The sequence below is a fragment of the Vibrio sp. R15-SG3-ISO1A genome, assembly GCF_059833955.1.
The window spans coordinates 1-21,225 of record NZ_JCBDGH010000034.1; the positions used below are offsets into that span (position 1 = coordinate 1).

General features: G+C 49.6%; 15 protein-coding genes, 1 tRNA gene, 1 rRNA gene and 2 pseudogenes. 7 read left to right on the forward strand and 12 right to left on the reverse strand.

Features of this window, described 5'->3' with window-relative positions:
• Positions 1–35: 35 nt before the first annotated feature.
• The 3 genes from AC6R0L_RS05345 to AC6R0L_RS05355 all read right to left on the reverse strand — a co-directional run bounded on the left by AC6R0L_RS05345 (position 36) and on the right by AC6R0L_RS05355 (position 3,957).
• Positions 36–1,589 (reverse strand): 16S ribosomal RNA (locus AC6R0L_RS05345).
• A 557-nt stretch (positions 1,590–2,146) separates the two neighbouring features.
• Positions 2,147–3,406 carry a cyclic di-GMP phosphodiesterase gene (locus AC6R0L_RS05350; RefSeq protein WP_500627061.1) on the reverse strand — a complete coding sequence of 420 codons (1,260 nt, stop codon included), beginning with the start codon at positions 3,404–3,406 and terminating at the stop codon, positions 2,147–2,149.
• Between the two features lie 146 nt (positions 3,407–3,552).
• Positions 3,553–3,957: a VOC family protein gene (locus AC6R0L_RS05355; RefSeq protein WP_334555126.1), complete on the reverse strand. Its 405-nt coding sequence runs from the start codon at positions 3,955–3,957 to the stop codon at positions 3,553–3,555.
• 266 nt (positions 3,958–4,223) lie between these two features.
• Between AC6R0L_RS05355 and ahpC the strand changes: the two genes are divergently transcribed.
• The 6 genes and pseudogenes from ahpC to AC6R0L_RS05385 all read left to right on the forward strand — a co-directional run.
• A complete protein-coding gene (gene ahpC, locus AC6R0L_RS05360) occupies positions 4,224–4,781 on the forward strand; it encodes an alkyl hydroperoxide reductase subunit C (RefSeq protein ID WP_334555125.1) in 558 nt (185 codons plus the stop codon).
• A gap of 154 nt (positions 4,782–4,935) precedes the next feature.
• Positions 4,936–6,504 carry an alkyl hydroperoxide reductase subunit F gene (ahpF, locus tag AC6R0L_RS05365; protein WP_500628508.1) on the forward strand — a complete coding sequence of 523 codons (1,569 nt, stop codon included), beginning with the start codon at positions 4,936–4,938 and terminating at the stop codon, positions 6,502–6,504.
• A 298-nt stretch (positions 6,505–6,802) separates the two neighbouring features.
• Positions 6,803–8,269, forward strand: coding sequence for a methyl-accepting chemotaxis protein (locus tag AC6R0L_RS05370; protein WP_500628509.1), 1,467 nt, complete (start codon positions 6,803–6,805; stop codon positions 8,267–8,269).
• Positions 8,269–8,688 carry a hypothetical protein gene (locus tag AC6R0L_RS05375; RefSeq protein WP_500628510.1) on the forward strand — a complete coding sequence of 140 codons (420 nt, stop codon included), beginning with the start codon at positions 8,269–8,271 and terminating at the stop codon, positions 8,686–8,688. The genes AC6R0L_RS05370 and AC6R0L_RS05375 overlap by 1 nt, the downstream gene beginning before the upstream one ends.
• A 77-nt stretch (positions 8,689–8,765) precedes the next feature.
• Positions 8,766–9,542, forward strand: a pseudogene (locus tag AC6R0L_RS05380) (PAS domain-containing protein); the annotation flags it as partial.
• Between the two features lie 102 nt (positions 9,543–9,644).
• Positions 9,645–10,067: pseudogene (locus AC6R0L_RS05385) on the forward strand (methyl-accepting chemotaxis protein); the annotation flags it as partial.
• 127 nt (positions 10,068–10,194) lie between these two features.
• Here AC6R0L_RS05385 and AC6R0L_RS05390 read toward each other — a convergent pair.
• Positions 10,195–10,279 (reverse strand) — tRNA-Leu (locus tag AC6R0L_RS05390).
• Between the two features lie 191 nt (positions 10,280–10,470).
• On the opposite strand from AC6R0L_RS05390, the gene AC6R0L_RS05395 reads away from it, so the two are divergent.
• Positions 10,471–10,947 carry an RDD family protein gene (locus AC6R0L_RS05395; protein WP_500628511.1) on the forward strand — a complete coding sequence of 159 codons (477 nt, stop codon included), beginning with the start codon at positions 10,471–10,473 and terminating at the stop codon, positions 10,945–10,947.
• Between the two features lie 87 nt (positions 10,948–11,034).
• Here the strand turns inward: AC6R0L_RS05395 and luxS are convergent, their stop codons facing one another.
• From luxS to AC6R0L_RS05435, 8 genes are all read right to left on the reverse strand, one after another.
• On the reverse strand, positions 11,035–11,553 hold the full coding sequence (gene luxS, locus AC6R0L_RS05400; RefSeq protein WP_334555101.1) for an S-ribosylhomocysteine lyase: 519 nt from the start codon (positions 11,551–11,553) through the stop codon (positions 11,035–11,037).
• 130 nt (positions 11,554–11,683) lie between these two features.
• The gene (gene gshA / locus AC6R0L_RS05405; protein ID WP_500628512.1) at positions 11,684–13,261 is read right to left on the reverse strand and encodes a glutamate--cysteine ligase; all 1,578 of its coding nucleotides are present in this window, start codon (positions 13,259–13,261) and stop codon (positions 11,684–11,686) included.
• Between the two features lie 51 nt (positions 13,262–13,312).
• Positions 13,313–16,171, reverse strand: coding sequence for a M16 family metallopeptidase (locus tag AC6R0L_RS05410; protein ID WP_500628513.1), 2,859 nt, complete (start codon positions 16,169–16,171; stop codon positions 13,313–13,315).
• An 8-nt stretch (positions 16,172–16,179) separates the two neighbouring features.
• Positions 16,180–16,641 (reverse strand): YqaA family protein, encoded by a 462-nt coding sequence (locus AC6R0L_RS05415; RefSeq protein WP_500628514.1) that lies wholly within the window; start codon positions 16,639–16,641, stop codon positions 16,180–16,182.
• Positions 16,635–17,585, reverse strand: coding sequence for an NADP-dependent oxidoreductase (locus tag AC6R0L_RS05420; RefSeq protein ID WP_500628515.1), 951 nt, complete (start codon positions 17,583–17,585; stop codon positions 16,635–16,637). Before AC6R0L_RS05420 ends, AC6R0L_RS05415 begins: the two co-directional genes overlap by 7 nt.
• Positions 17,586–17,702: 117 nt before the next feature.
• A complete protein-coding gene (locus AC6R0L_RS05425; RefSeq protein ID WP_334555096.1) occupies positions 17,703–18,833 on the reverse strand; it encodes a sodium ion-translocating decarboxylase subunit beta in 1,131 nt (376 codons plus the stop codon).
• A gap of 9 nt (positions 18,834–18,842) precedes the next feature.
• Positions 18,843–20,618, reverse strand: coding sequence for a sodium-extruding oxaloacetate decarboxylase subunit alpha (oadA, locus tag AC6R0L_RS05430; protein WP_500628516.1), 1,776 nt, complete (start codon positions 20,616–20,618; stop codon positions 18,843–18,845).
• 31 nt (positions 20,619–20,649) lie between these two features.
• Positions 20,650–20,907, reverse strand: coding sequence for an oxaloacetate decarboxylase subunit gamma (locus AC6R0L_RS05435; protein WP_334555094.1), 258 nt, complete (start codon positions 20,905–20,907; stop codon positions 20,650–20,652).
• Positions 20,908–21,225 lie beyond the last annotated feature (318 nt).

Consider the following 21,225-nt stretch of genomic DNA (forward strand, 5'->3'; position numbering starts at 1 on the left):
AATCTGTGTGGACACTCAAAACGATAATCATCGTATAAGGAGGTGATCCAGCGCCAGGTTCCCCTAGCGCTACCTTGTTACGACTTCACCCCAGTCATGAACCACAAAGTGGTGAGCGTCCTCCCCGAAAGGTTAAACTACCCACTTCTTTTGCAGCCCACTCCCATGGTGTGACGGGCGGTGTGTACAAGGCCCGGGAACGTATTCACCGTGGCATTCTGATCCACGATTACTAGCGATTCCGACTTCATGGAGTCGAGTTGCAGACTCCAATCCGGACTACGACGCACTTTTTGGGATTCGCTTACTCTCGCAAGTTCGCCGCCCTCTGTATGCGCCATTGTAGCACGTGTGTAGCCCTACTCGTAAGGGCCATGATGACTTGACGTCGTCCCCACCTTCCTCCGGTTTATCACCGGCAGTCTCCCTGGAGTTCCCACCCGAAGTGCTGGCAAACAAGGATAAGGGTTGCGCTCGTTGCGGGACTTAACCCAACATTTCACAACACGAGCTGACGACAGCCATGCAGCACCTGTCTTACAGTTCCCGAAGGCACCAAAGCATCTCTGCTAAGTTCTGTAGATGTCAAGAGTAGGTAAGGTTCTTCGCGTTGCATCGAATTAAACCACATGCTCCACCGCTTGTGCGGGCCCCCGTCAATTCATTTGAGTTTTAATCTTGCGACCGTACTCCCCAGGCGGTCTACTTAACGCGTTAGCTCCGAAAGCCACGGCTCAAGGCCACAACCTCCAAGTAGACATCGTTTACGGCGTGGACTACCAGGGTATCTAATCCTGTTTGCTCCCCACGCTTTCGCATCTGAGTGTCAGTATCTGTCCAGGGGGCCGCCTTCGCCACTGGTATTCCTTCAGATCTCTACGCATTTCACCGCTACACCTGAAATTCTACCCCCCTCTACAGTACTCTAGTCTGCCAGTTTCAAATGCAATTCCGAGGTTGAGCCCCGGGCTTTCACATCTGACTTAACAAACCACCTGCATGCGCTTTACGCCCAGTAATTCCGATTAACGCTCGCACCCTCCGTATTACCGCGGCTGCTGGCACGGAGTTAGCCGGTGCTTCTTCTGCAGCTAACGTCAAATGAGTGCGCTATTAACACACCCACCTTCCTCACTGCTGAAAGTACTTTACAACCCGAAGGCCTTCTTCATACACGCGGCATGGCTGCATCAGGCTTGCGCCCATTGTGCAATATTCCCCACTGCTGCCTCCCGTAGGAGTCTGGACCGTGTCTCAGTTCCAGTGTGGCTGATCATCCTCTCAGACCAGCTAGGGATCGTCGCCTTGGTGAGCCCTTACCTCACCAACTAGCTAATCCCACCTGGGCATATCCTGACGCGAGAGGCCCGAAGGTCCCCCTCTTTGAGCCGAAGCTATTATGCGGTATTAGCCATCGTTTCCAATGGTTATCCCCCACATCAGGGCAATTTCCCAGGCATTACTCACCCGTCCGCCGCTCGACGCCCTTAACGTTCCCCGAAGGTTCAGTTAAGTCGTTTCCGCTCGACTTGCATGTGTTAGGCCTGCCGCCAGCGTTCAATCTGAGCCATGATCAAACTCTTCAATTTAAGATTTTGTCGGCTCAATGAATACTGATAAGTTCCTAGTGACTAGAAGCTAGTTCCTAGAAAACTTGAATTGACTGTGCTCTTATTGGTTTTCACTTTTGAAAAAGTAAAACAAAACAGCTCAAGGCTGCTTCCCAATTCGAATGGTCACTCAGTTCATTGAAACCTAATTTGAAGCCTAAGCTTCCAATTGGATTATCATCAACGAGTGCCCACACAGATTGATAGGTTTATATTGTTAAAGAGCTTTGCTTTTCAAGAAACTTTCTCTCAAAGCGGAGGTGCATTCTAGCGAGTTAATTTGAAGAGTCAAACACTTTTCAAATTTATTTTCTCAAGAAGTCTTTACCTCTCTTAACACTGCTGAAGCCTTGTGGCGTCTGCCGTGTCAGTGGATGCGCATTATAGGGAGCAACAGAAATAGCGCAAGCGAAAAAAGCCTTTTTTTTATCAAAAAACGCCTGACCGACTACTTTTCGATCAGGCGCTATTTTATACCTAGTTTACGCGCACACTACCCTAAGCATATACACAAATGCCTGTGGATAACTCAACTTCTAACTGTCTGAATCAAAGAAGTATGAAATACGTGAGCGTGGGTTTAAGTACTCTTTTACTTTATCTGGAAGCTTAGCAGGCAAAATCGCATTCACTATTTTCAGTTCTTTTTCCGCTAAATCGAGAATCGGCGCTTGAGTCCTTGGCACAGAAGGGTCGTACATCAGCACATTCGGGTAGAGAATATTGCGCGCGTTGACTGAAATGACCAAGCCAACCATGTTGTTGGACAGTTGGACAACGGTACCAGGTGGGTAGACGCCCATAAACTTGATTAAAATGCCGAGGTTTTCGTTGCTATAGAGATGCTTGCAGTTTTTATAAAGGTGAGACAGCGCAACATAAGGGATCTTTTGTTCTGCTTCGATATTGCAGTGACAGAGATTGTCATACGCATTCGCCACCGACACTATTTGCGTCATCATATCTATCTCTTCTTCTTTTAACCCTTGAGGGTATCCAGAACCATCATTCAGTTCATGATGTTGAGTAATGACCGTTTTAGCACTTTCCGGAAAGCTCTCTATTTTATCGGCCAAGTCAAAACCATACTTGGTGTGCAGTTTGAGGTAGTTTTTCTCTGGCTCCGTCAAGGCCGTCTTTTTGCGGACTATTGCCGTTGGGATTTTAACTTTTCCCATATCATGGAATAGCGCAGCAAACGCGACTTCTTTTATCTTGTCTGCATTGAGCTTTTTAGCCTTGGCAATCATCATCGCGATAACCGCAACATTGAGGGAGTGAAAATAGATGTCCTCAAATTCACTCTTACCGTTCATCAGATGTAACGTCACGTTGTCATCGCTAAGCAATTTGTCGACCACATCGCTGACTAACTCCGATGCTTCATCAATGGCTTGTTCTGGTCGGCTGCGAATTTTATTCATCACCGCTCGCATCTTTGACAACGATCGTTCGAACTCTTTTTCACACTGAATCACTCGGCGTCGATAGGCATTGAGCTTTTCTATTTGCTCTTGTTTCTGCTGCCAGAGTTTTTCTGCCTCACTATCAACGCCGGAGTGGTCATTGTCGGCCTCTTCTTCGGGTTGCGCTTTCTGCGGTGGCAGTGGTTCAACATCACTTTGCGCAGGATTGATATAGACGTGCTTAATTCCCAAGTGGCGAATGAGTCGCACTTGCTCTTCGTCTTTTATCTTGAAGCTATTCAATAAGAAAGGGTGCTCATTCCATTTGAGCGGCAGTCGAATGTGCAATCCGGGTTGGAGACGATCGACGGTAATTTTGATGCTAGCCACGACGTTTATACAACTGAATCATTTTGATAACCCAACAATCTTAGATGAATTAGGTGGCGATTTCATCACAAAAAGCCACCCTACCTGACCAACTCATCAATAGACGTGAGCAACGGATTTCTGATGCGACATGACACCTCAGCAGATTAGACTAGATTGCAGTGCAGCATCCAACGGATGCCAAACTGATCTTCCACTTTACCAAAGCGTGCTCCCCAAAATGTGTCGGCCAAAGGCATCATCACGCGACCTTGCGTCGCGAGCTTATCGAACAGCCTCGCTTGTAAGTCGAGATCGTCAAGCACAATGGATAAGGCGATGGTGTTTCCGCTCAGCTCTTTCGCCACCACGCCATCAGAGAGCATCAATTTATTGCCCATGATGTCAATTTCTGCGTGCATAATCCAATGCGGCTCCGCCCCCTCAATGACCTGTGGTGAATCTTTGAAATATTGCACTGATGTGACGTCTGCTTCAAAACTATCACGATAAAAATGGAGCGCCTCGGCACATCTTCCAGCGAAAAAGAGATACGGTGTGATTTGATACATTGTCTGACTTCCTGTTGTTTTCTTTAAAAGATAGCTGACAATTCACTAACTCGCGGATAAAGCGAAGAAAAATTCCACCGCTCTTATCTTGCGCACAAAGCGCCGACTCGAACCACACTGCGTTAGACGAGGCCTTGTTAATTTCTAATAGGATTTCCCTATCAATAAGATAGCTACAAGCAATTTTATTTAGTCTACTGGGGATGAGAATATACTTTCCGAAAGCAAGAACTGCTCACCCAAAACATTCTGAGGAAAGTAAAGATATGATTAACACTAAGATCAAACCATTCAAAGCGACCGCATTCAAACAAGGTGAATTTGTTGAAGTCACAGAGCAAGACGTTCTAGGTAAATGGGCGGTATTCTTCTTCTACCCAGCAGACTTCACCTTCGTATGTCCAACTGAACTTGGTGACCTAGCAGACCACTACGAAGAGCTTCAAAAGCGCGGCGTAGAAGTGTACTCAGTCTCTACTGATACACACTTTACTCATAAAGCATGGCACGATAGCTCAGACACTATTGGCAAAATCAACTACTACATGCTTGGCGACCAAACTGGCAACATCACCAACAACTTCGGTGTTATGCGTGAAGGTCAAGGTCTTGCAGACCGCGCAACATTCCTGATCGACCCAGAAGGTACGATTCAAGCGATGGAAATCACTGCTGAAGGTATCGGCCGTGACGCAGAAGACCTACTTCGCAAAGTAAAAGCCGCTCAGTACGTCGCTGCTCACCCAGGCGAAGTTTGCCCAGCGAAATGGAAAGAAGGTGAAGAAACACTGGCACCATCTCTAGACCTAGTTGGCAAAATCTAATCTCACTGAGATTGTTGTTCCTCCCCTATTAGGAACCTAATTAAGAGAGCATTCTGGGTCTGATACCTGACGACCTTCTACCCGGTTTGCTCTCTTCCCAACCTGTTTTTATCCAGAGTAACCACTCTTTTGTTTATTTAAGGTAAGTACCACCATGCTAGACCAAGCGATTCAACAACAACTCAAACAATATCTCGCCAATGTAAAAGAAGAGGTTCGTCTAGTGGTTAGCCTAGATGAAAGCAAAGCCGCCAATGACATCCTCGCCTTGGCCAATCAAATCGCTGAGATGAGCGATCTGATCAGTGTTGAACGAGATGATAATGCCAGCGCACGCAAACCTGTGATGGCAGTGACCAACCCGACCAAAGGTACGTCATTGCGCTTTGCCGGCTTGCCAATGGGACATGAATTTACTTCTCTCGTTTTGGCGCTGCTGCACTCTGGCGGTCACCCAATCAAGCTTGAGCCTGAGGTGATTGAGCAAATCGCCGCATTAGACAAAGATCTTGATGTTGAAATCTTTATTTCACTCTCGTGTCAAAACTGTCCAGACGTGGTTCAAGCGTTCAATATGATGGCGGCGATCAACCCGAAAGTGAACGCGACCATGATCGATGGCGCGCTCTTCCAAGATGAAGTAAAACAACGTGACATCATGGCCGTACCGAGTGTATTCGTTAACGGCGAGCTATTCGGTCAAGGCCGCATGTCTCTAACTGAGATTCTTAACAAAGTGGATGACGGCGCGAGCGAGAAAGCCGCGAAAGCTTTGAGCGAAAAAGACCCATACGATGTCTTGGTTGTCGGTGGTGGCCCTGGTGGTAGTGCTGCGGCTCTTTATGCGGCGCGCAAAGGGATTCGCACTGGCGTTGTCGCTAAACGCTTTGGCGGTCAAGTCATGGACACCATGGCGATCGAAAACTTCATTTCAGTGAAACGTACTGAAGGTCCAAAACTGGCGACTGATCTTGCTGAGCACTTAAAAGAGTACGATGTGGACGTCGTAACAGAACAGCAAGCAGAAAAGCTGATGGGCGCGGCGCACACAGAAGATGGTCTGATTCATATCCAACTTGAGAGTGGCGCAACTCTGAAGAGTAAGAGTGTCATTCTAAGCCCAGGTGCACGTTGGCGTGAAATGAACGTTCCGGGTGAGCAAGAGTACCGCAACAAAGGCGTTGCCTACTGCCCACACTGTGACGGCCCACTGTTCAAAGGTAAGAAGACTGCCGTTATCGGTGGTGGTAACTCAGGTATTGAAGCCGCTATCGACCTTGCCGGTATTGTTGAGCATGTGACAGTGTTGGAGTTTGCGGATGTCCTTCGCGCCGACCAAGTCTTGATCAACAAGGCGAACTCGATGCCTAACATCGACATTATTACCATGGCACAAACCACAGAAGTGATTGGTGATGGGAAACGTGTCACGAGCTTGAAGTACAAAGATCGCAACACAGATGAGATCAAAGAGATTGAGCTGTCTGGTATCTTCGTGCAAATCGGCCTCGTACCGAACACAGAATGGCTGAAAGATTCAGAGGTTGCCCTGTCAAATCGTGGCGAAATCGAAGTCGGTAGCCGTGGTGAAACAAGCCTAGAAGGTGTATTTGCGGCGGGGGATGCCACAACTGTACCGTACAAACAGATCATTATTGCGATGGGAGAAGGCGCAAAAGCAAGCCTTGGCGCATTTGACTACTTGATTCGCAAACAAGGATAAATCCACTTCTCGAACATCATTGGCACCGCGTGAAATTTTCACCTCAGAGGAAATTTATCGGGACGCAGTGATCGAACTTTGTGACGAGAAGTATAACAACAAAGGAAGCCCAAAAGACTTAGCCAGCAGCTGCCAACCTGCTGGTTTTTTTTGTCTACAATTTTTTATCAGCAAAACAGAATTTATCAGCAAAACGGCTTTTAACAGTAATACGGATTGTTGGTACAACCACTGAGCATGAGTGGTGTACATATACTCCTAACATGCACATCGTTTATTTTGCTAAGAGTAGATTGGTATGATTAAGCTAGAGCGTGAGTTGTCGTTCTCTCAAAAAACGTACATTATCGGCCTGCCTATGATGGCACTTTCGTTTATCTATTTTGCTCGCTATGGGTATGCGACGCCCGACCTGATTGCCACTCTGGTCTTGTCTGCCTTAGTCGTCATTCTCAATCGCCCCACCACTCGCTATGCCCTGCCGTACGTGCTGTACGGGTTTGTTGCTTTGCATATTCATCAAGCCTATGGCGACATCATGCTTCATTTTGAAGTCTTCATCATGTTGGCGTTGATGACGCTCTACAATAACTGGCTGATGGTATTACACGCACTGGTTGCCGCCGCTCTGCATCACGTTGTCTTCTTTTGGATGCAGTCGTCTGGCGTACCGGTATACATTTTCCCACCGAACAGCAGCTACACCTTAGTTATTGAGCACTGCCTGTATGCTATTTTCCAAGCTAGCGTATCCATGTACGCCTGTCTTGTACTGGATAAAAACCTGCAACGCTTGAAATACGTCAGCCGCACCGTCGATCATGTGGTGCAAGGTTCGACGTTCAACTTAAATGTGGAACTACAAGAGCGGGATGAGTTTTTCACTCGCTTTAACCAAATCATTCTACAGTTACAAGACACCGCCAGAATCCAACGCGAATCCGTTGCAGAGCTTTCTCATGTATCCGAGGATTTTGCGGCCAACACCACACGAATTGATCGTGAGATCTCTCGCAATAGTAACAATATTAAGCAAGTCGCGAGCGCGGTGAGCAATCTCGGTGATTCGTTCTCCCATGTCTCACAAACAACCCAAGCTTGCCATCAAAGTGCCCAGCATGCCGCCGAGCTTAGTGATGCATCGCTTTCTCAATCGGCCGAATGTCAACATCGCTTAGCCCGCATGACTGATATTGTTGACCAAACACGCAGCAACGTCAGTCAAGTCGTACAAGACGCCAACAGCATTCACCAGATTCTCGAAGCGATCACGAGCATCTCTGAGCAGACAAACTTGCTCGCTCTCAACGCTTCCATCGAAGCGGCAAGAGCCGGTGAAGCTGGAAGAGGCTTCGCTGTAGTGGCAGACGAAGTCCGCCAACTAGCGAATCGCACCAGCGCAAGCGTTGAGGAGATTGGTGTGTCTCTAGGTCAATTAGAGAAAGCAGTCAAACTCTCCACGGGCAACATCAGTGACATGACGGAACTATCGACGCAAGTCTCTAGTGCCGTGGACAATATCATCCAATCGACCGGACAAATCTCGCACAATATCAGCCAAGTGAGTCTCCAGATGTCGCAAGTCGCCGATTCAGTCGATGAGCAACACCGCTCATTAGACCGTCTACAAAGCAATATGTCGGAAGTAGATAACGCCAGTGCTGTGATTGCCGAGCAATCGCAGGCGCAAAGCGCCTCGATTTCAGAGCTCACCCAAGCCACCAGCAAATTGGCGAGCCTAAGCCAGCGATTCCAGCTCTCTTAATGGCCTACCGCTATTTTTTGATCCCGCTGCTGTTTGCAGCGGGTTATTTCGCGCCGACCTGGTTCAAGTTTGAACCAAAAATGGAGTTCGCCTCGGCGCCTCAAGGGCTCACATTGGTCGACTGTCCAGTGAATGATGGAAGATGCCAAGTCGATGGGTATCACGTGACGATAAAAAGCGGCCAGTTTTCACCGCTAGAGAGAACCGAGTTTGAGCTCACTTATGAGGATGAGGCTCCACGCGCTGACGTACTCGTTACCTCTGATGATCAACAATTTGGCACCTTAATTGGCCAACCGACACTCGATACGAGCCACTCCTACTCCGTGCTGATCCCCTACTGCACCAATAATGCCATGCAAATCATCATCATTGACCCCTCGCGCTCGGTTGGCTTACGCCTCTCATCGCTGTTATAACCATTGTACAAACGCACCAGGTTACCTACACTAAATTCAATACAGTGCATAATAAAAACAGTGGTTAGGAGACAAGGATGTTTAATTTCGCTCGCGCCAAAAATGACAAGATTACTCAGTTAGAAAATCAACTTAGCGGCGCTAATCAATTCAAGGAGTCGGTGAAAGAATCGGTTCCTTATATCGAATTCACACCCGATGGGCACATCCGTTTTGCCAACGCTCAGTTTCTCTCTGTTACCGGTTATAGCTTGGAAGAAGTGCAAGGCAAACATCACCGCTTCCTTTGTTTCCCGGAGGACGTTGAGACAGCTGAATACAAACAACTTTGGAAAGATCTCAATCACGGCATGCCTAAAACGGGCCGATTTATTCGCAAAAACAAGCAAGATCTCGCATTTTGGGTCGAGGCCACCTATTTTCCGGTCCGCGATCAACATGGGAAAGTCGAGTATGTCGCCAAAGTGGCCTCTGACGTGAGTGATGCTCAGCGAGAGCGTGAGCGCAATCGAGCGCTGTTAGACGCCCTGGATAAATCGTTAGCCGTCATCGACTTTGAACCCGACGGCACCATCATTACCGCCAATAAAAACTTCCTCGCGCACATGGGCTACTCATTGGCCGAAATCAAAGGTCAGCACCATCGTATGTTTTGCTTGCCCGAGTTTTATCAGTCCAACCCCAATTTTTGGGCAGAGTTGTCGACTGGTGCCATCAAAACCGGTCTGTTCCAACGGATTGATAAGCATGGGCAACGTATGTGGTTAGAAGCGACTTATAACCCGATTTTCAACCATGAAGGCAAAGTGGTTAAAATCATCAAACTTGCGAGCGATATTACCGATCGTGTCGAAAAAGCCGAGCGAGTCAAAGAAGCCGCCACCACCTCATTCGAGATAGCCCAGCAAACCGTCAACTCCGCGTGTGAAGGGAAAGAGAGCATTGCGCAGCTTCTGACCAACTCTCAAGAGATCAACCGCTCAGTCGCCGAAATGAATGAGTTGGTGACCGCCTTGAATGGTCAGTCGAAAAGCGTTGAAACCATCGTCTCGACCATCAGCGCCATTGCCGAGCAAACCAACCTGCTCGCATTGAACGCTGCAATTGAGGCGGCTAGGGCCGGAGAACAAGGCCGCGGCTTTGCCGTTGTGGCCGATGAAGTGCGTAACCTCGCGGCCAGGACCTCTGAATCTACCTCAGAGATTGCCGACGTTATCGGTGAGAACAGTAAGATCACACAAAAACTCGATGGCAAAATCCAAGCCGTCACCGAAAAAACGTCCCACGGCGAATCTCAAACTGAGCAGATCTCACAAGTGATCGACAGAATCATCGATGACGCAGAAAAAGTATCTCGAACGGTGGAAAACCTGTCTTAACCCTCTATCGTGATACTGCTAAGCGTCGTTCAAACAAAGCCTCGTTTCAACACGGGGCTTTTTTGAAAATGGCGAATGCTAGAAACAACAAAGCCCCGACTTTTGTCGAGGCTTTGTTGTTTAAATATGGTACCGGTGGGCGGACTTGAACCGCCACGCCCGAAGGCAACGGATTTTGAATCCGTCGTGTATACCAATTTCACCACACCGGCATCTTGGGGATGACTCCCTGTTGATGTCTGGCATTATACGTAAGCTTTGCCATCGCGCAAGTGCAAAAAGCTGATTTGCTTATTGTTTGCTGATAAATTCGCCACAAAGTCGTAAGCTGTGCGCAAGCTCTCTTTTCATCACCAGTTTGACACTATATTCTGGCGCCAGTTTTTTAAGGGTAAGTCGTTTTATGTCTAGCAATAACACCTTGCCACCAGCGGGACTTTTTCGCCGCTTAGGGGCACTTTTTTATGATGGATTGATCATCATTGCCATCGAAATGATGGCGGCCGGTATCGTTATCGCCATTTTACATGCGCTAATGGCGCTCGGCGTATTTCATGTTGGCCAATACCAAGACGTCAGTGATTTCCTTACGCAGCATCCGGTATGGAGTCCTCTCTACACCTTCTATCTCGCGGCGGTATGGGTCTACTTCTTTGTCTACTTTTGGACAAAAGCGGGCCAAACATTGGGCATGCGTGCCTGGAAAGTGCAACTGCAAAATGAGCAAGGCGGGCGAATCACGGTGACGCAAGCGCTGATTCGCATTGGCACATCCGGTTTCGGCCTTGCTAATCTTAGTGTGCCTATCGACCCCAAAAAGCGCGGCTTTCACGATATATGGGCCAAAACGCGCGTCGTGGTATTGCCTAAAGCGCAATAACAATCTGATAGGTAATAAAAAAGGAAAGCGATGTGCTTTCCTTTTTTGGTTTCTGTCCCAGCCTAAATCAGCTGGTCTGTTCGGTACTTAGTCAACACTGAGCTCTTTCAGCATCGAATCTGGTAGCGCCAACTCATCGTTCTTATTGACCGAAATGCCCGCGTCAATAATCGCTGTTGCAATCGCTTTGGCTTCATCCAGTGAGTGCATCGCTGCCGTACCGCATTGGTATTCGTTGAGCTCTGGAATCTTGTTCTGGCTTTCCACTTTCAGCACATCTTGCATTGCCGCGAGCCATGCGTCAGCAACCTGAGACTCGGTCGGTGTGCCAATTAGGCTCATGTAGAAGCCTGTACGACACCCCATCGGTGAAATATCGATGATTTCCACGCTCTCACCGTTAAGGTGGTTACGCATGAAACCAGCGTATAGATGCTCAAGGGTGTGGATGCCTTTTTCTGACAAGATGTCTTTGTTTGGGGCGGTAAAACGCAAATCAAACACTGTGATGGTATCCCCTTTAGGCGTGGTCATCGTTTTTGCCACGCGAACGGCTGGGGCGTTCATACGAGTGTGATCTACGGTAAAGCTATCTAGTAACGGCATGGTCCGTCTCCATTGGTTCCAAGCTCTTGGGAGCTGTTCTATTCTTTTTCTTCGCCCGGCGATAACAGCTAGACAGATAGTCAAAGCCTAGCAAATCGACGATGATTGAGCGAGCCTATTGTGGCACGGATTACGCCTGCTGCGGCGTTTTTAAGTACGCGAAGTAGTCTTCTAAAAACGCATCAAATGACAGGCTATCTTTGGCTTCAATATCGACTTGTGCCTCCACTGAGCGCGCGACTTCTTGTTCCATCAGAGACTCACTGTAGGTACGGTATTGGTGAGCTTGATGACGCGCTTTGTACTGCCGACCAAACTCTCGGCCCACACTTCCTAAACCGCCTAGGCGCTTGGTGTCTGCCAGCAGTTGCCCTGAAATGGTCAGCTCTGGGTTATCAATCCACTCAAGCAGTGTCTTAGCCACATCTTGGTACGCCTGACCACCGGCTGCCTCATCCATGACTTTGGCGATCGCCGTCAATTCAGAAAATACACGCTTAGCCCAGGTTTGCAACGTTAAGACTTCACCTTTGCAGCCAATCTGTAACTCAAGACCCGGCTTGCGACCTTCGACAATCACTTTGTTCCAGTTCTCTCGCCAGCACGCTTGCTCACAAAAATCCATCGGCTCAGAGTCACTTAATGCAGCCCATGCTAAGAAGAGGTCGAGGAAGCGAACCTGATCTTCGGTAATACCCACCGAGCTGTACGGGTTCACATCCAGTGAGCGCACCTCAATGTACTCAACCCCGCCTCGGCGCAACGCTTCAGACGGTTTCTCACCGCTTTTGGTCACTCGTTTCGGACGGATAGGCGCGTAAAGCTCATTTTCAATCTGTAAAACGTTGCTATTGAGTTGACGGTACTCACCATCCACTTTCACGCCTATCTTGGCAAACTTGTCTGAAGGCGTGCGAATCGCTTCATTAAGACCTGCTAAATACTCATCAATGCTATTGAATCCGATCTTGAGGACACTTTGCGCGCTATTGGTGTAGCCCAAATCACTCAAACGCAGCGAGGTGGCGTTCGGCAAATAGAGGGTTTCACCAATGTTTTCAAACGGCAGTTTTGTCTCTCGGCCACGAATAAACGAAGAGCAGAGCGCCGGTGACGCGCCAAAGAAATAAGGAATCAGCCACCCAAAGCGGTAGTAATTGCGAATTAAGCCGAAGTACGCCTCAGATTTGCTCTCTTGGCGCGCCTGCTCATCTTGCTCTCCATAGAGGGCCTCCCAGAAACTGTCTGGGAAAGAGAAGTTAAAATGCACACCGGAGATAATTTGCATCAAACTGCCGTAGCGACGCTTCAACCCTTGGCGATACAGCGTTTTCATCTTGCCTGAGTTCGAGTCGCCATATTGAGCAAGGTTGATCAACTCCTCATGCTCGACGTAACAAGGCATCGACAGTGGCCACAGTTTCTCTTCCCCCAGTTTGGTTTGGGTGAAATGGTGGATGTCTTCAAGCTGCGCCATCAACTGATCGATGTCGTGCGACACCGGAGTGATGAACTCGAGCAGCGATTCAGAGAAATCCGTCGTGATCCATTGGTTGGTCAACGCCGATCCTAACCCTTGAGGATGCGGAGTGGTCGCCAAACGCCCGTCTTGATAGCGCAAAGTCTCTCGCTCGACGCCACGGCTAAAGTGTTGGAATACTTCTGGGTTACGAGCGACTCGCTCTAATCGCGCAGCAAAATCTGTCAAAATGAAGTTCACTTATGTTTAATCGTTTCTACGTTCTCAGTTATGTGTACTCTAACGGATGATTTCAAGCTCTTCTATCGGAATCTGTAAACTTTCTAGCTGGGGTTTTAACGATTTCGCATCGCCCACCACGATGATTTGATACTGGCTGGGATCAAACCACTTCGCCGCGAGTGCGTTTAACGTCTCCTTGCTGACCGTTGCCACAATCTGATTTCGTTGCTGTAAATAGTCTTCATCCAATCCGAACGCCAATATACTACCTAGCAGTTGCGCTTTTTGCGCCGGCGTTTCGTAGTTGAGTGCATCTTGTTGACCGACGGCAAGACGCAAAAATTTCATCTCCTCATCGCTCATTCCCTGCTGGGCAAACTGCTCAAGCTCGTTACGCATCTCCACCAGTGCAGGCTGTGTGGCATCTGCTCTAACTTGAGCGGAAAAGACCAAGGCCCCTACTTCACGGTTTGAGGCCAAATAGCCACTGGCACCATAGGTATAGCCTTTGTCTTCCCTTAGGTTTTGATTCAGACGGCTATTGAAATTGCCTGCCAAGTTAAAGTTGGCCAGTTGCGTAAGATAAACCTCTCCGGTTGCGTCAAATGGTAAACCTTGTCGCACCATACGAATAATCGCTTGTGGCGCTCCCGGCTTATCCACTAGGTAGAGCTTTTGCTGGGCAAGGGGTTCTACCGACTGAGGTCGCAGCAATGGCGCCGCCTCGCCTTGCCACTCTTTCAAAAACGCGAGCTGTTTGACGATCTGCCTGCGGCTAATGTCCCCCACAACCACCACTTGCGCACCTTGCGGCGTGTAGTGCTGCTGATAAAACGCCTTCACATCGTCTAGGCTAATCGCCTCGACCGAGGCTTGGGTGCCATCGCTCGAACGTTCATAGACACTACCAGAAAACAGAACTTGTCGCGTGGCTTGGGACGCCAGCCAAGTCGGTTTCTGATGTTGATACACTAGCCCTTCTAATGTCTGCTTTTTAATCCGCTCAAAGTCGTCAGCATCAAAAGCGGGCTTGAACAGCACTTCTTCGACAATCGCCAACGTTGGCGTGAGGTTTTTCTCCAAGGTGGAGATCGACAGTGAGGTGGTGTAACTGCCTGCACTCACCGAAAGCGTACTGCCCAACGCATCCAGTTTGGCTTGCAGCTCTTCCACACTCGACTCAGTGGTGCCCTCTTCGAGTAACGACGCCGTTAAGTTAGCCAGCCCCTCTTTACCTTGCGGGACATATCGCTCCCCTGCCGGGAAACTTATCTCAAGCTGAACCGTCGGCGTTTCTGAGCTCACGGTACCAATCAGCTCAGCGCCATTGTCAAAATAGACGCGGTACAGCTCAGGCATCGTTGCTTCGACACCCTTGGCGACCTCTGGCATCACCGAGCGGTCAAAATCATCCTCTGCACGTCGATACGCCAGTTGGCTCTCGTCCACTTTTTGGTATTCAGGCAACTGACGCTCAGGGGTGACAAACGTCGCCGGCGCGGCTGCTAGCTCTGTTTTCCCACGCGGCACAACACTTAACGTCACTTTGTGTTGGTCTTTGATAAAACGCTGATACGCAGCTTGCACGGACTCTGGCGTCACGTTACGGATCTGCTCTAGCTGAGTCTGCATTCTATCTGGCTGACCAAAGAAGGTTTGATTGGATGCCAACTGCGAGACTTTACCGCGCACACTTTGCAAGGCAAAGACGGCGTCAGCTTCTGCCATACCGGTAATCTGGTCAAGGCGCGCTTGAGTGGCCCCTGTTTGCTCGAACTCCTCAAGGGTGTCCATCAGCGCTTGGTAGAGCGGCGTCAACTGCCCTTTGTCACCGGATGGTCCCATGGCATAAACGTAGAAGCTACAGGCAAGTTCAGCGCAATCTTGGAAGGCGCCCGCATCCACAGCCATCTCTGTTTTGACCAAGTTTTGATAGAGCAAGCTATTGGCGCCACTGCCCAAAATATTCGCCAATGCATTAAGCGAGGCCTGATTTTGCTCGCCATTGTAAGTGGTTGGCCACCCCACCAACACCATAGGTTGAGAAATGCGATCCTCTAGCGTGACATAGCGATCTTCATTGAGCTGAGCCGGCTGTTTCGGCGCTTTCTCTACCTCTGGTCCTGACGGAATTGAAGCAAAATACTGGTGAACCCATTCAAGCGTTTGATCCACGTCGATATCGCCACCGATCGTCAGCACGGCATTATTCGGCCCATACCAGCGTAAAAAGAAGGCTTTGAGATCGTTGACATCCACACGATCCAAATCCTCGACATAACCGATCGTTTGCCACGAATAGGGATGGCCTTCTGGGTACATGGCTTCCGCCATCTTTTCCCACATCAAGCCATACGGGCGATTATCGAAATTCTGCGCTCGCTCGTTTTTCACCGTATCACGTTGGACTTCAAACTTACGTTGTGAGACCGCATCAAGCAAAAATCCCATACGATCGGACTCAAGCCACAACATTTTTTCTAGCTGATTTGAAGGGACAGTTTCAAAGTAGTTGGTTCGGTCACGGTTGGTCGTACCGTTTAACGTACCGCCCGCTTCAGTGATAATTTTAAAGTGTTGCTGATCGCCAACATGTTCGCTGCCTTGGAACATCATGTGTTCAAAAAAGTGGGCAAAGCCGGATTTACCGACTTCTTCCCGTGCCGAGCCTACATGGTAAGTGACGTCCACATGGACAAGAGGATCTGAATCATCCGGAGAGAGGATGACCGTCAACCCGTTGTCTAGGCGATATTTGGCATAAGGGATCATCGCAACGCCAGGCTGAGGCTTTACCTCTTCGATCAGAGAAACGCCCGGAGGGAGAGAAGAAAACAGCGATACTGAAGGAATCGTGCTGCTCGCGCAGCCATACAAAGCAAGGAGAGAAAGGGCACCAAGCCAGAGTTTTCTCATGACATCTCCTAGAAAAGTCCAAAATAAAGCGCAGCTAACGCGCTGTAACGTAATGCCTTACCCAGCAAAATAAGCCAGCAACATGGCCAAAACCGCATTCTCAGCCATCCAGCGGCTAAACAGAGAGGATCGCCAATAATCGGCAGCCAACTGAGCAGCAATGACCAATAGCCGTACTTTTGCAGCCAAGCTACGGCTTTATGACCGTGTTTTTCATCTTGAGTTCGATTTGGTAACCAGAGCCCGAGCCAATAATTGGTGAGCCCGCCCAAGGTGTTACCTAGGCTGGCAACGACGATCACCATCGTAGTGGAGAATTGATTGAGACTGAGGGTGGCAACGAGCCCCGCCTCGGAGCCGCCCGGCAGCAGAGTCGCACTGAGAAACCCTGTGATGAAGAGTACCCACAGAGCCGAATCAGAAAACCACAATGCGACCGACTGAAATGCGTGATTAAACGCGTCTAACATTGCATATCAAGTAAGACTTTCCCGCGCGTTCTGCCTGTCTCGATTTGTCGATGTGCATCAGCGACATTATCCATTGGGTAGACGTGCTGGATTTCCGTTTTAAGTAAGCCAACGCTGACCATATAGACGAGGGCATCTAACTGTTCAGGATTTGGGTCGACCAGCATCCCGGTCGCCTCAAAACCCAGCATCTTGGCTTTTTCGCAAATCATCTCAGCACTGATGGTCGGGACCGTAACGACGGTCGCGCCATCTTTTAGGCATTTTAGCGCATCTAATGCGGCGTCACCGCCCACTAGGTCAATCAAGACATCTACGTCTTCAACGCGCTCAGAGACCGGGGCAAACTGATAGTTGACCGCATGTGCGCCCAATGTCGCCAGGTAATCCAAATTGGCTTCCGAACAGGTGGTAAACACTTCCGCTTTCGCCGCGAGCGCCACTTGTACAGCGATGTGCCCCACCCCGCCAGCCCCCGCAAGAATAAGCACGCGTTGCCCTTCTTTGACGCCGGCTTTATCCAGCGCCTGAACAGCGGTTTGCCCAGCCAAAGGCAGAGCGGCAGCCGCCTCCAACGTGATGGCATCAGGCACTAAGGTTAGTAGCGTCTCTGGTACGGCGACATACTGGCTGTAGCCTCCACCTTGCAAAGGAAAGCCAATAAATCCCGCCACTTTATCGCCGACAGCAAAGCGCTGCGCGTCATCGCCCGTTGCTACTATCTCTCCAGCGATATCGTAGCCGGGTACCCAAGGGAGGTTGTCTTTGTTTTGCGCGGCAGCCCAACCGAGCCCTGCACGGGTTTTTACGTCGATAGGGTTAACCCCAGCGAATGCCACTTTAACCAACACTTCGCCGGCTTGAGGCTGAGGCACCGCTGAAGATTGAATCGCTAAGACATCCGGTTCGCCAAATTTCGTGATTACGATTTGTTTGTTTTCCATGTGTACTTTCCCTATCGATAAAAAAAGGGATGCGAAAGCATCCCTTTGAATATATACCAATTCTTAGTGAGAAGTTAACCGAACTGTCGCAATTTCGCCTTGCGTCACTCGCTCGACCTATTGAACCAGTGCCAGCAATATACCGGCGGCCACGGCCGAACCGAGCACGCCGGCCACGTTCGGGCCCATCGCATGCATCAGCAAGAAGTTTTGTGGGTTGGCTTGCAAGCCGACTTTATTCACCACGCGCGCAGCCATAGGTACCGCCGATACACCAGCAGCACCAATCAATGGGTTGATGTCCTCTTTTGACAGCTTATTGAGTAGCTTCGCCATCAAGACACCGCCTGCGGTACCGATACTGAAGGCAACCGCACCCAGCGCCAAGATCCCCAATGTTTCGATGTTGAGAAACTCTTGTGCTTGAAGCTTGGAGCCGACACCCAGACCAAGGAAAATGGTCACTATGTTGATCAACTCATTTTGCGCCGTTTTCGATAAACGCTCCACCACGCCAGCTTCACGCATCAAGTTACCTAGACAGAACATACCCACCAACGGCGTCGCCGCTGGCAGGAAGAGGATCGTCATCAACAAGACCGCCAATGGGAACAGGATCTTCTCTGCTTTACCCACATGACGCAGTTGCGCCATTTGGATCTTGCGCTCCTCAGGCGTAGTCAGCGCTTTCATAATCGGTGGCTGGATGATCGGCACCAACGCCATGTAGCTGTAGGCTGCCACGGCAATCGCGCCGAGCAGATCGGGCGACAATTGGCTGGCAAGGAAAATCGCCGTTGGGCCATCTGCACCACCAATAATGGCGATCGAGGCCGCATCAGGCATACTAAATTCCATACCCGGCACATAGTTAAGCAAGATCGCACCAAACAAGGTGGCGAAGATACCAAACTGCGCCGCAGCACCTAGCCACAAGGTCTTAGGATTCGCGATCAAAGCGCCGAAGTCCGTCATCGCGCCCACTCCCATAAAGATCAACAGCGGGAAAATACCCGATTCGATCCCCACGTAGTAGACGTAATAGAGCAAACCGCCCTCTTCGGTAAAACCCGCATTCGGAATATTCGCTAAGATCGCACCAAAGCCGATCGGCAGCAGCAGCAATGGCTCAAAACCTTTGCGGATAGCCAAAAACAGCAACACACAACCGACCAAGATCATGCAAATCTGGCCAAATTCGAAGTGAGCGATCCCTGTCTCTGACCACAGAGTCATTAAACCTTCCATGTTACTCCCTTACGCCAAGCTTAATAACGGGGCGCCTACCGTCACGGCATCACCTTCTTTGACATGCAGATCTTGGACGATGCCAGCACGCGCCGCGCGGACTTCAGTTTCCATCTTCATGGCTTCTAAGATGAGTAGGACATCACCTTCTGCCACTTCAGCGCCGCTTTGTACGTTCACTTTGAAAATGTTACCCGCCAGTGGTGCTGGCACTGTTTCGGCATTGCTTTCTGCCGCAGGAGCAGGAGCCGACGACGCCGATTCCGCTGGTGTGACGGAGCTGAGCTGACCTTGAGGGCCTACCTCAACATCGTACACTTGGCCATCGACCTTAACGCTGTAGGTTTCAATTCCACCTTGTGCGGCAACGCTAGGGGCTGCAACAACAGGCTCTTCTTTACCCGGCGCAGGCTCAAACGCATCTGGATTACGACGGTTTTTAAGGAACTTCAGCCCCACTTGTGGGAAGAGTGCGTACGTCAACACGTCATCAACAGTATCTTGCGCCAACGCGATGCCTTCCGCCTTCGCTTTTGTCAGTAGATCGTCAGTGAGGGTGTCCATCTCATCAACCAAAAGATCCGCAGGGCGGCAAGTGATCGCTTCCGCGCCATCCAGCACTTTCGCTTGAAGTTCTGCATTAAGCTCTGCGGGCGCTGCGCCATACTCGCCTTTGAGTATGCCTGCCGTTTCTTTGGTAATGCTCTTGTAACGCTCGCCAGTAAGTACGTTGATCACCGCTTGGGTACCAACGATCTGTGAGGTTGGAGTGACGAGAGGAATGTAGCCAAGATCTTGACGAACACGTGGGATCTCTTCCAGCACTTCATCAAGACGATCCGCGGCGCCCTGCTCTTTAAGCTGGCTCTCCATGTTGGTCAACATGCCGCCAGGTACTTGAGCAATCAAGATACGAGAATCGACGCCTTTCAACTGACCTTCAAATTTCGCGTACTTCTTACGAACCTCGCGGAAATACGCCGCAATAGGTTCAAGCTGATCCAACTTGAGGTTTGTGTCGCGCTCAGTCCCTTCTAGCATTGCCACCACAGTTTCTGTTGGCGTATGGCCATAGGTACAGCTCATCGAGGAGATCGCCGTATCGAGAATATCCACGCCCGCCTCTACCGCTTTCACTGCCGTGGCCGTAGATAGACCAGTCGTCGCGTGACAATGGAGAGCCAATGGAATGTCCGTTGAGGCTTTAATGCGCGTGATCAGCTCTTCGGCTTCGTAAGGCTTAAGCAATCCAGACATATCTTTAATACAGAGAGAATGACAGCCCAAGTCTTCTAAGCGCTTGGCCAGATCCACCCAAGTATCGGCGTTGTGCACAGGACTGGTGGTGTAAGAGAGCGTACCTTGAGCGTGCGCACCCACATCGACGGTTGCTTTGACCGCTTTCTCGAAGTTTCTCACATCGTTCATGGCGTCGAAAATACGGAACACATCCATACCATTGGTATGGGCACGCTCGACGAATTTCTCCACTACATCATCCGCGTAGTGGCGATAGCCCAATAAATTTTGTCCACGCAGTAACATCTGCATCGGCGTGTTTGGCATCGCTTGTTTCAATGCGCGAAGACGCTCCCAAGGATCCTCTCCTAAGAAACGGATACAGGCATCAAAGGTGGCACCGCCCCATGTTTCTAAAGACCAATATCCGACTTTATCGAGCTCAGCTGCGATAGGTAACATATCTTCAAGGCGCATACGGGTCGCAAACAGCGATTGATGGGCGTCACGAAGTACCACGTCGGTTAACGCTAGTGGTTTAGACATGCTCATTAACTCCTTTTAATCCAGTCCAATACTAATTTGCCGTCTTGGTGCGATATTGATGCACCGCAGCGGAGATCGCCGCTACAACAGTCGGGCTCACCGTAGAAGAGCTGGGTTGAACTTTATTATTTTTAAGTGGGGTGGCGATCGGCTCTGGCACCTCTTCGGGGACCAGTTTCGACATCAGCCGAACGAGATAGACAAGAATAGTGAGGAACAGAAACACAACCGTCATCCCTGTTAACATCAGGGCGGCCGCGTCTACTAGCAGGCTTCCAACATTTTCCATTTTTGCATCCTTTCTTTGTCATCCTGACAAGGAGATAGGCCTCAATGTGGACGTCATTATCCTAAGGGTTGAATAAAAAGTCCTGATGGCCTAATAAAACCAGCGCAAAGCTGGTCCATCATTGTTCAGGATAAACCGTTTAATCCCGACAAGAGGTTTAGGATTATCTCGATTGGCTAAACTTTGTCAATTTTGATTCCTGCACTCTTGAGGATAATGCACATTTCTAAGGACGAACACGTCTTACAAATCACATAAATCTGCAATTTCACCGTATCCGAGCACAAATAACTGCTGATTTTATGACGTTATTGCAAA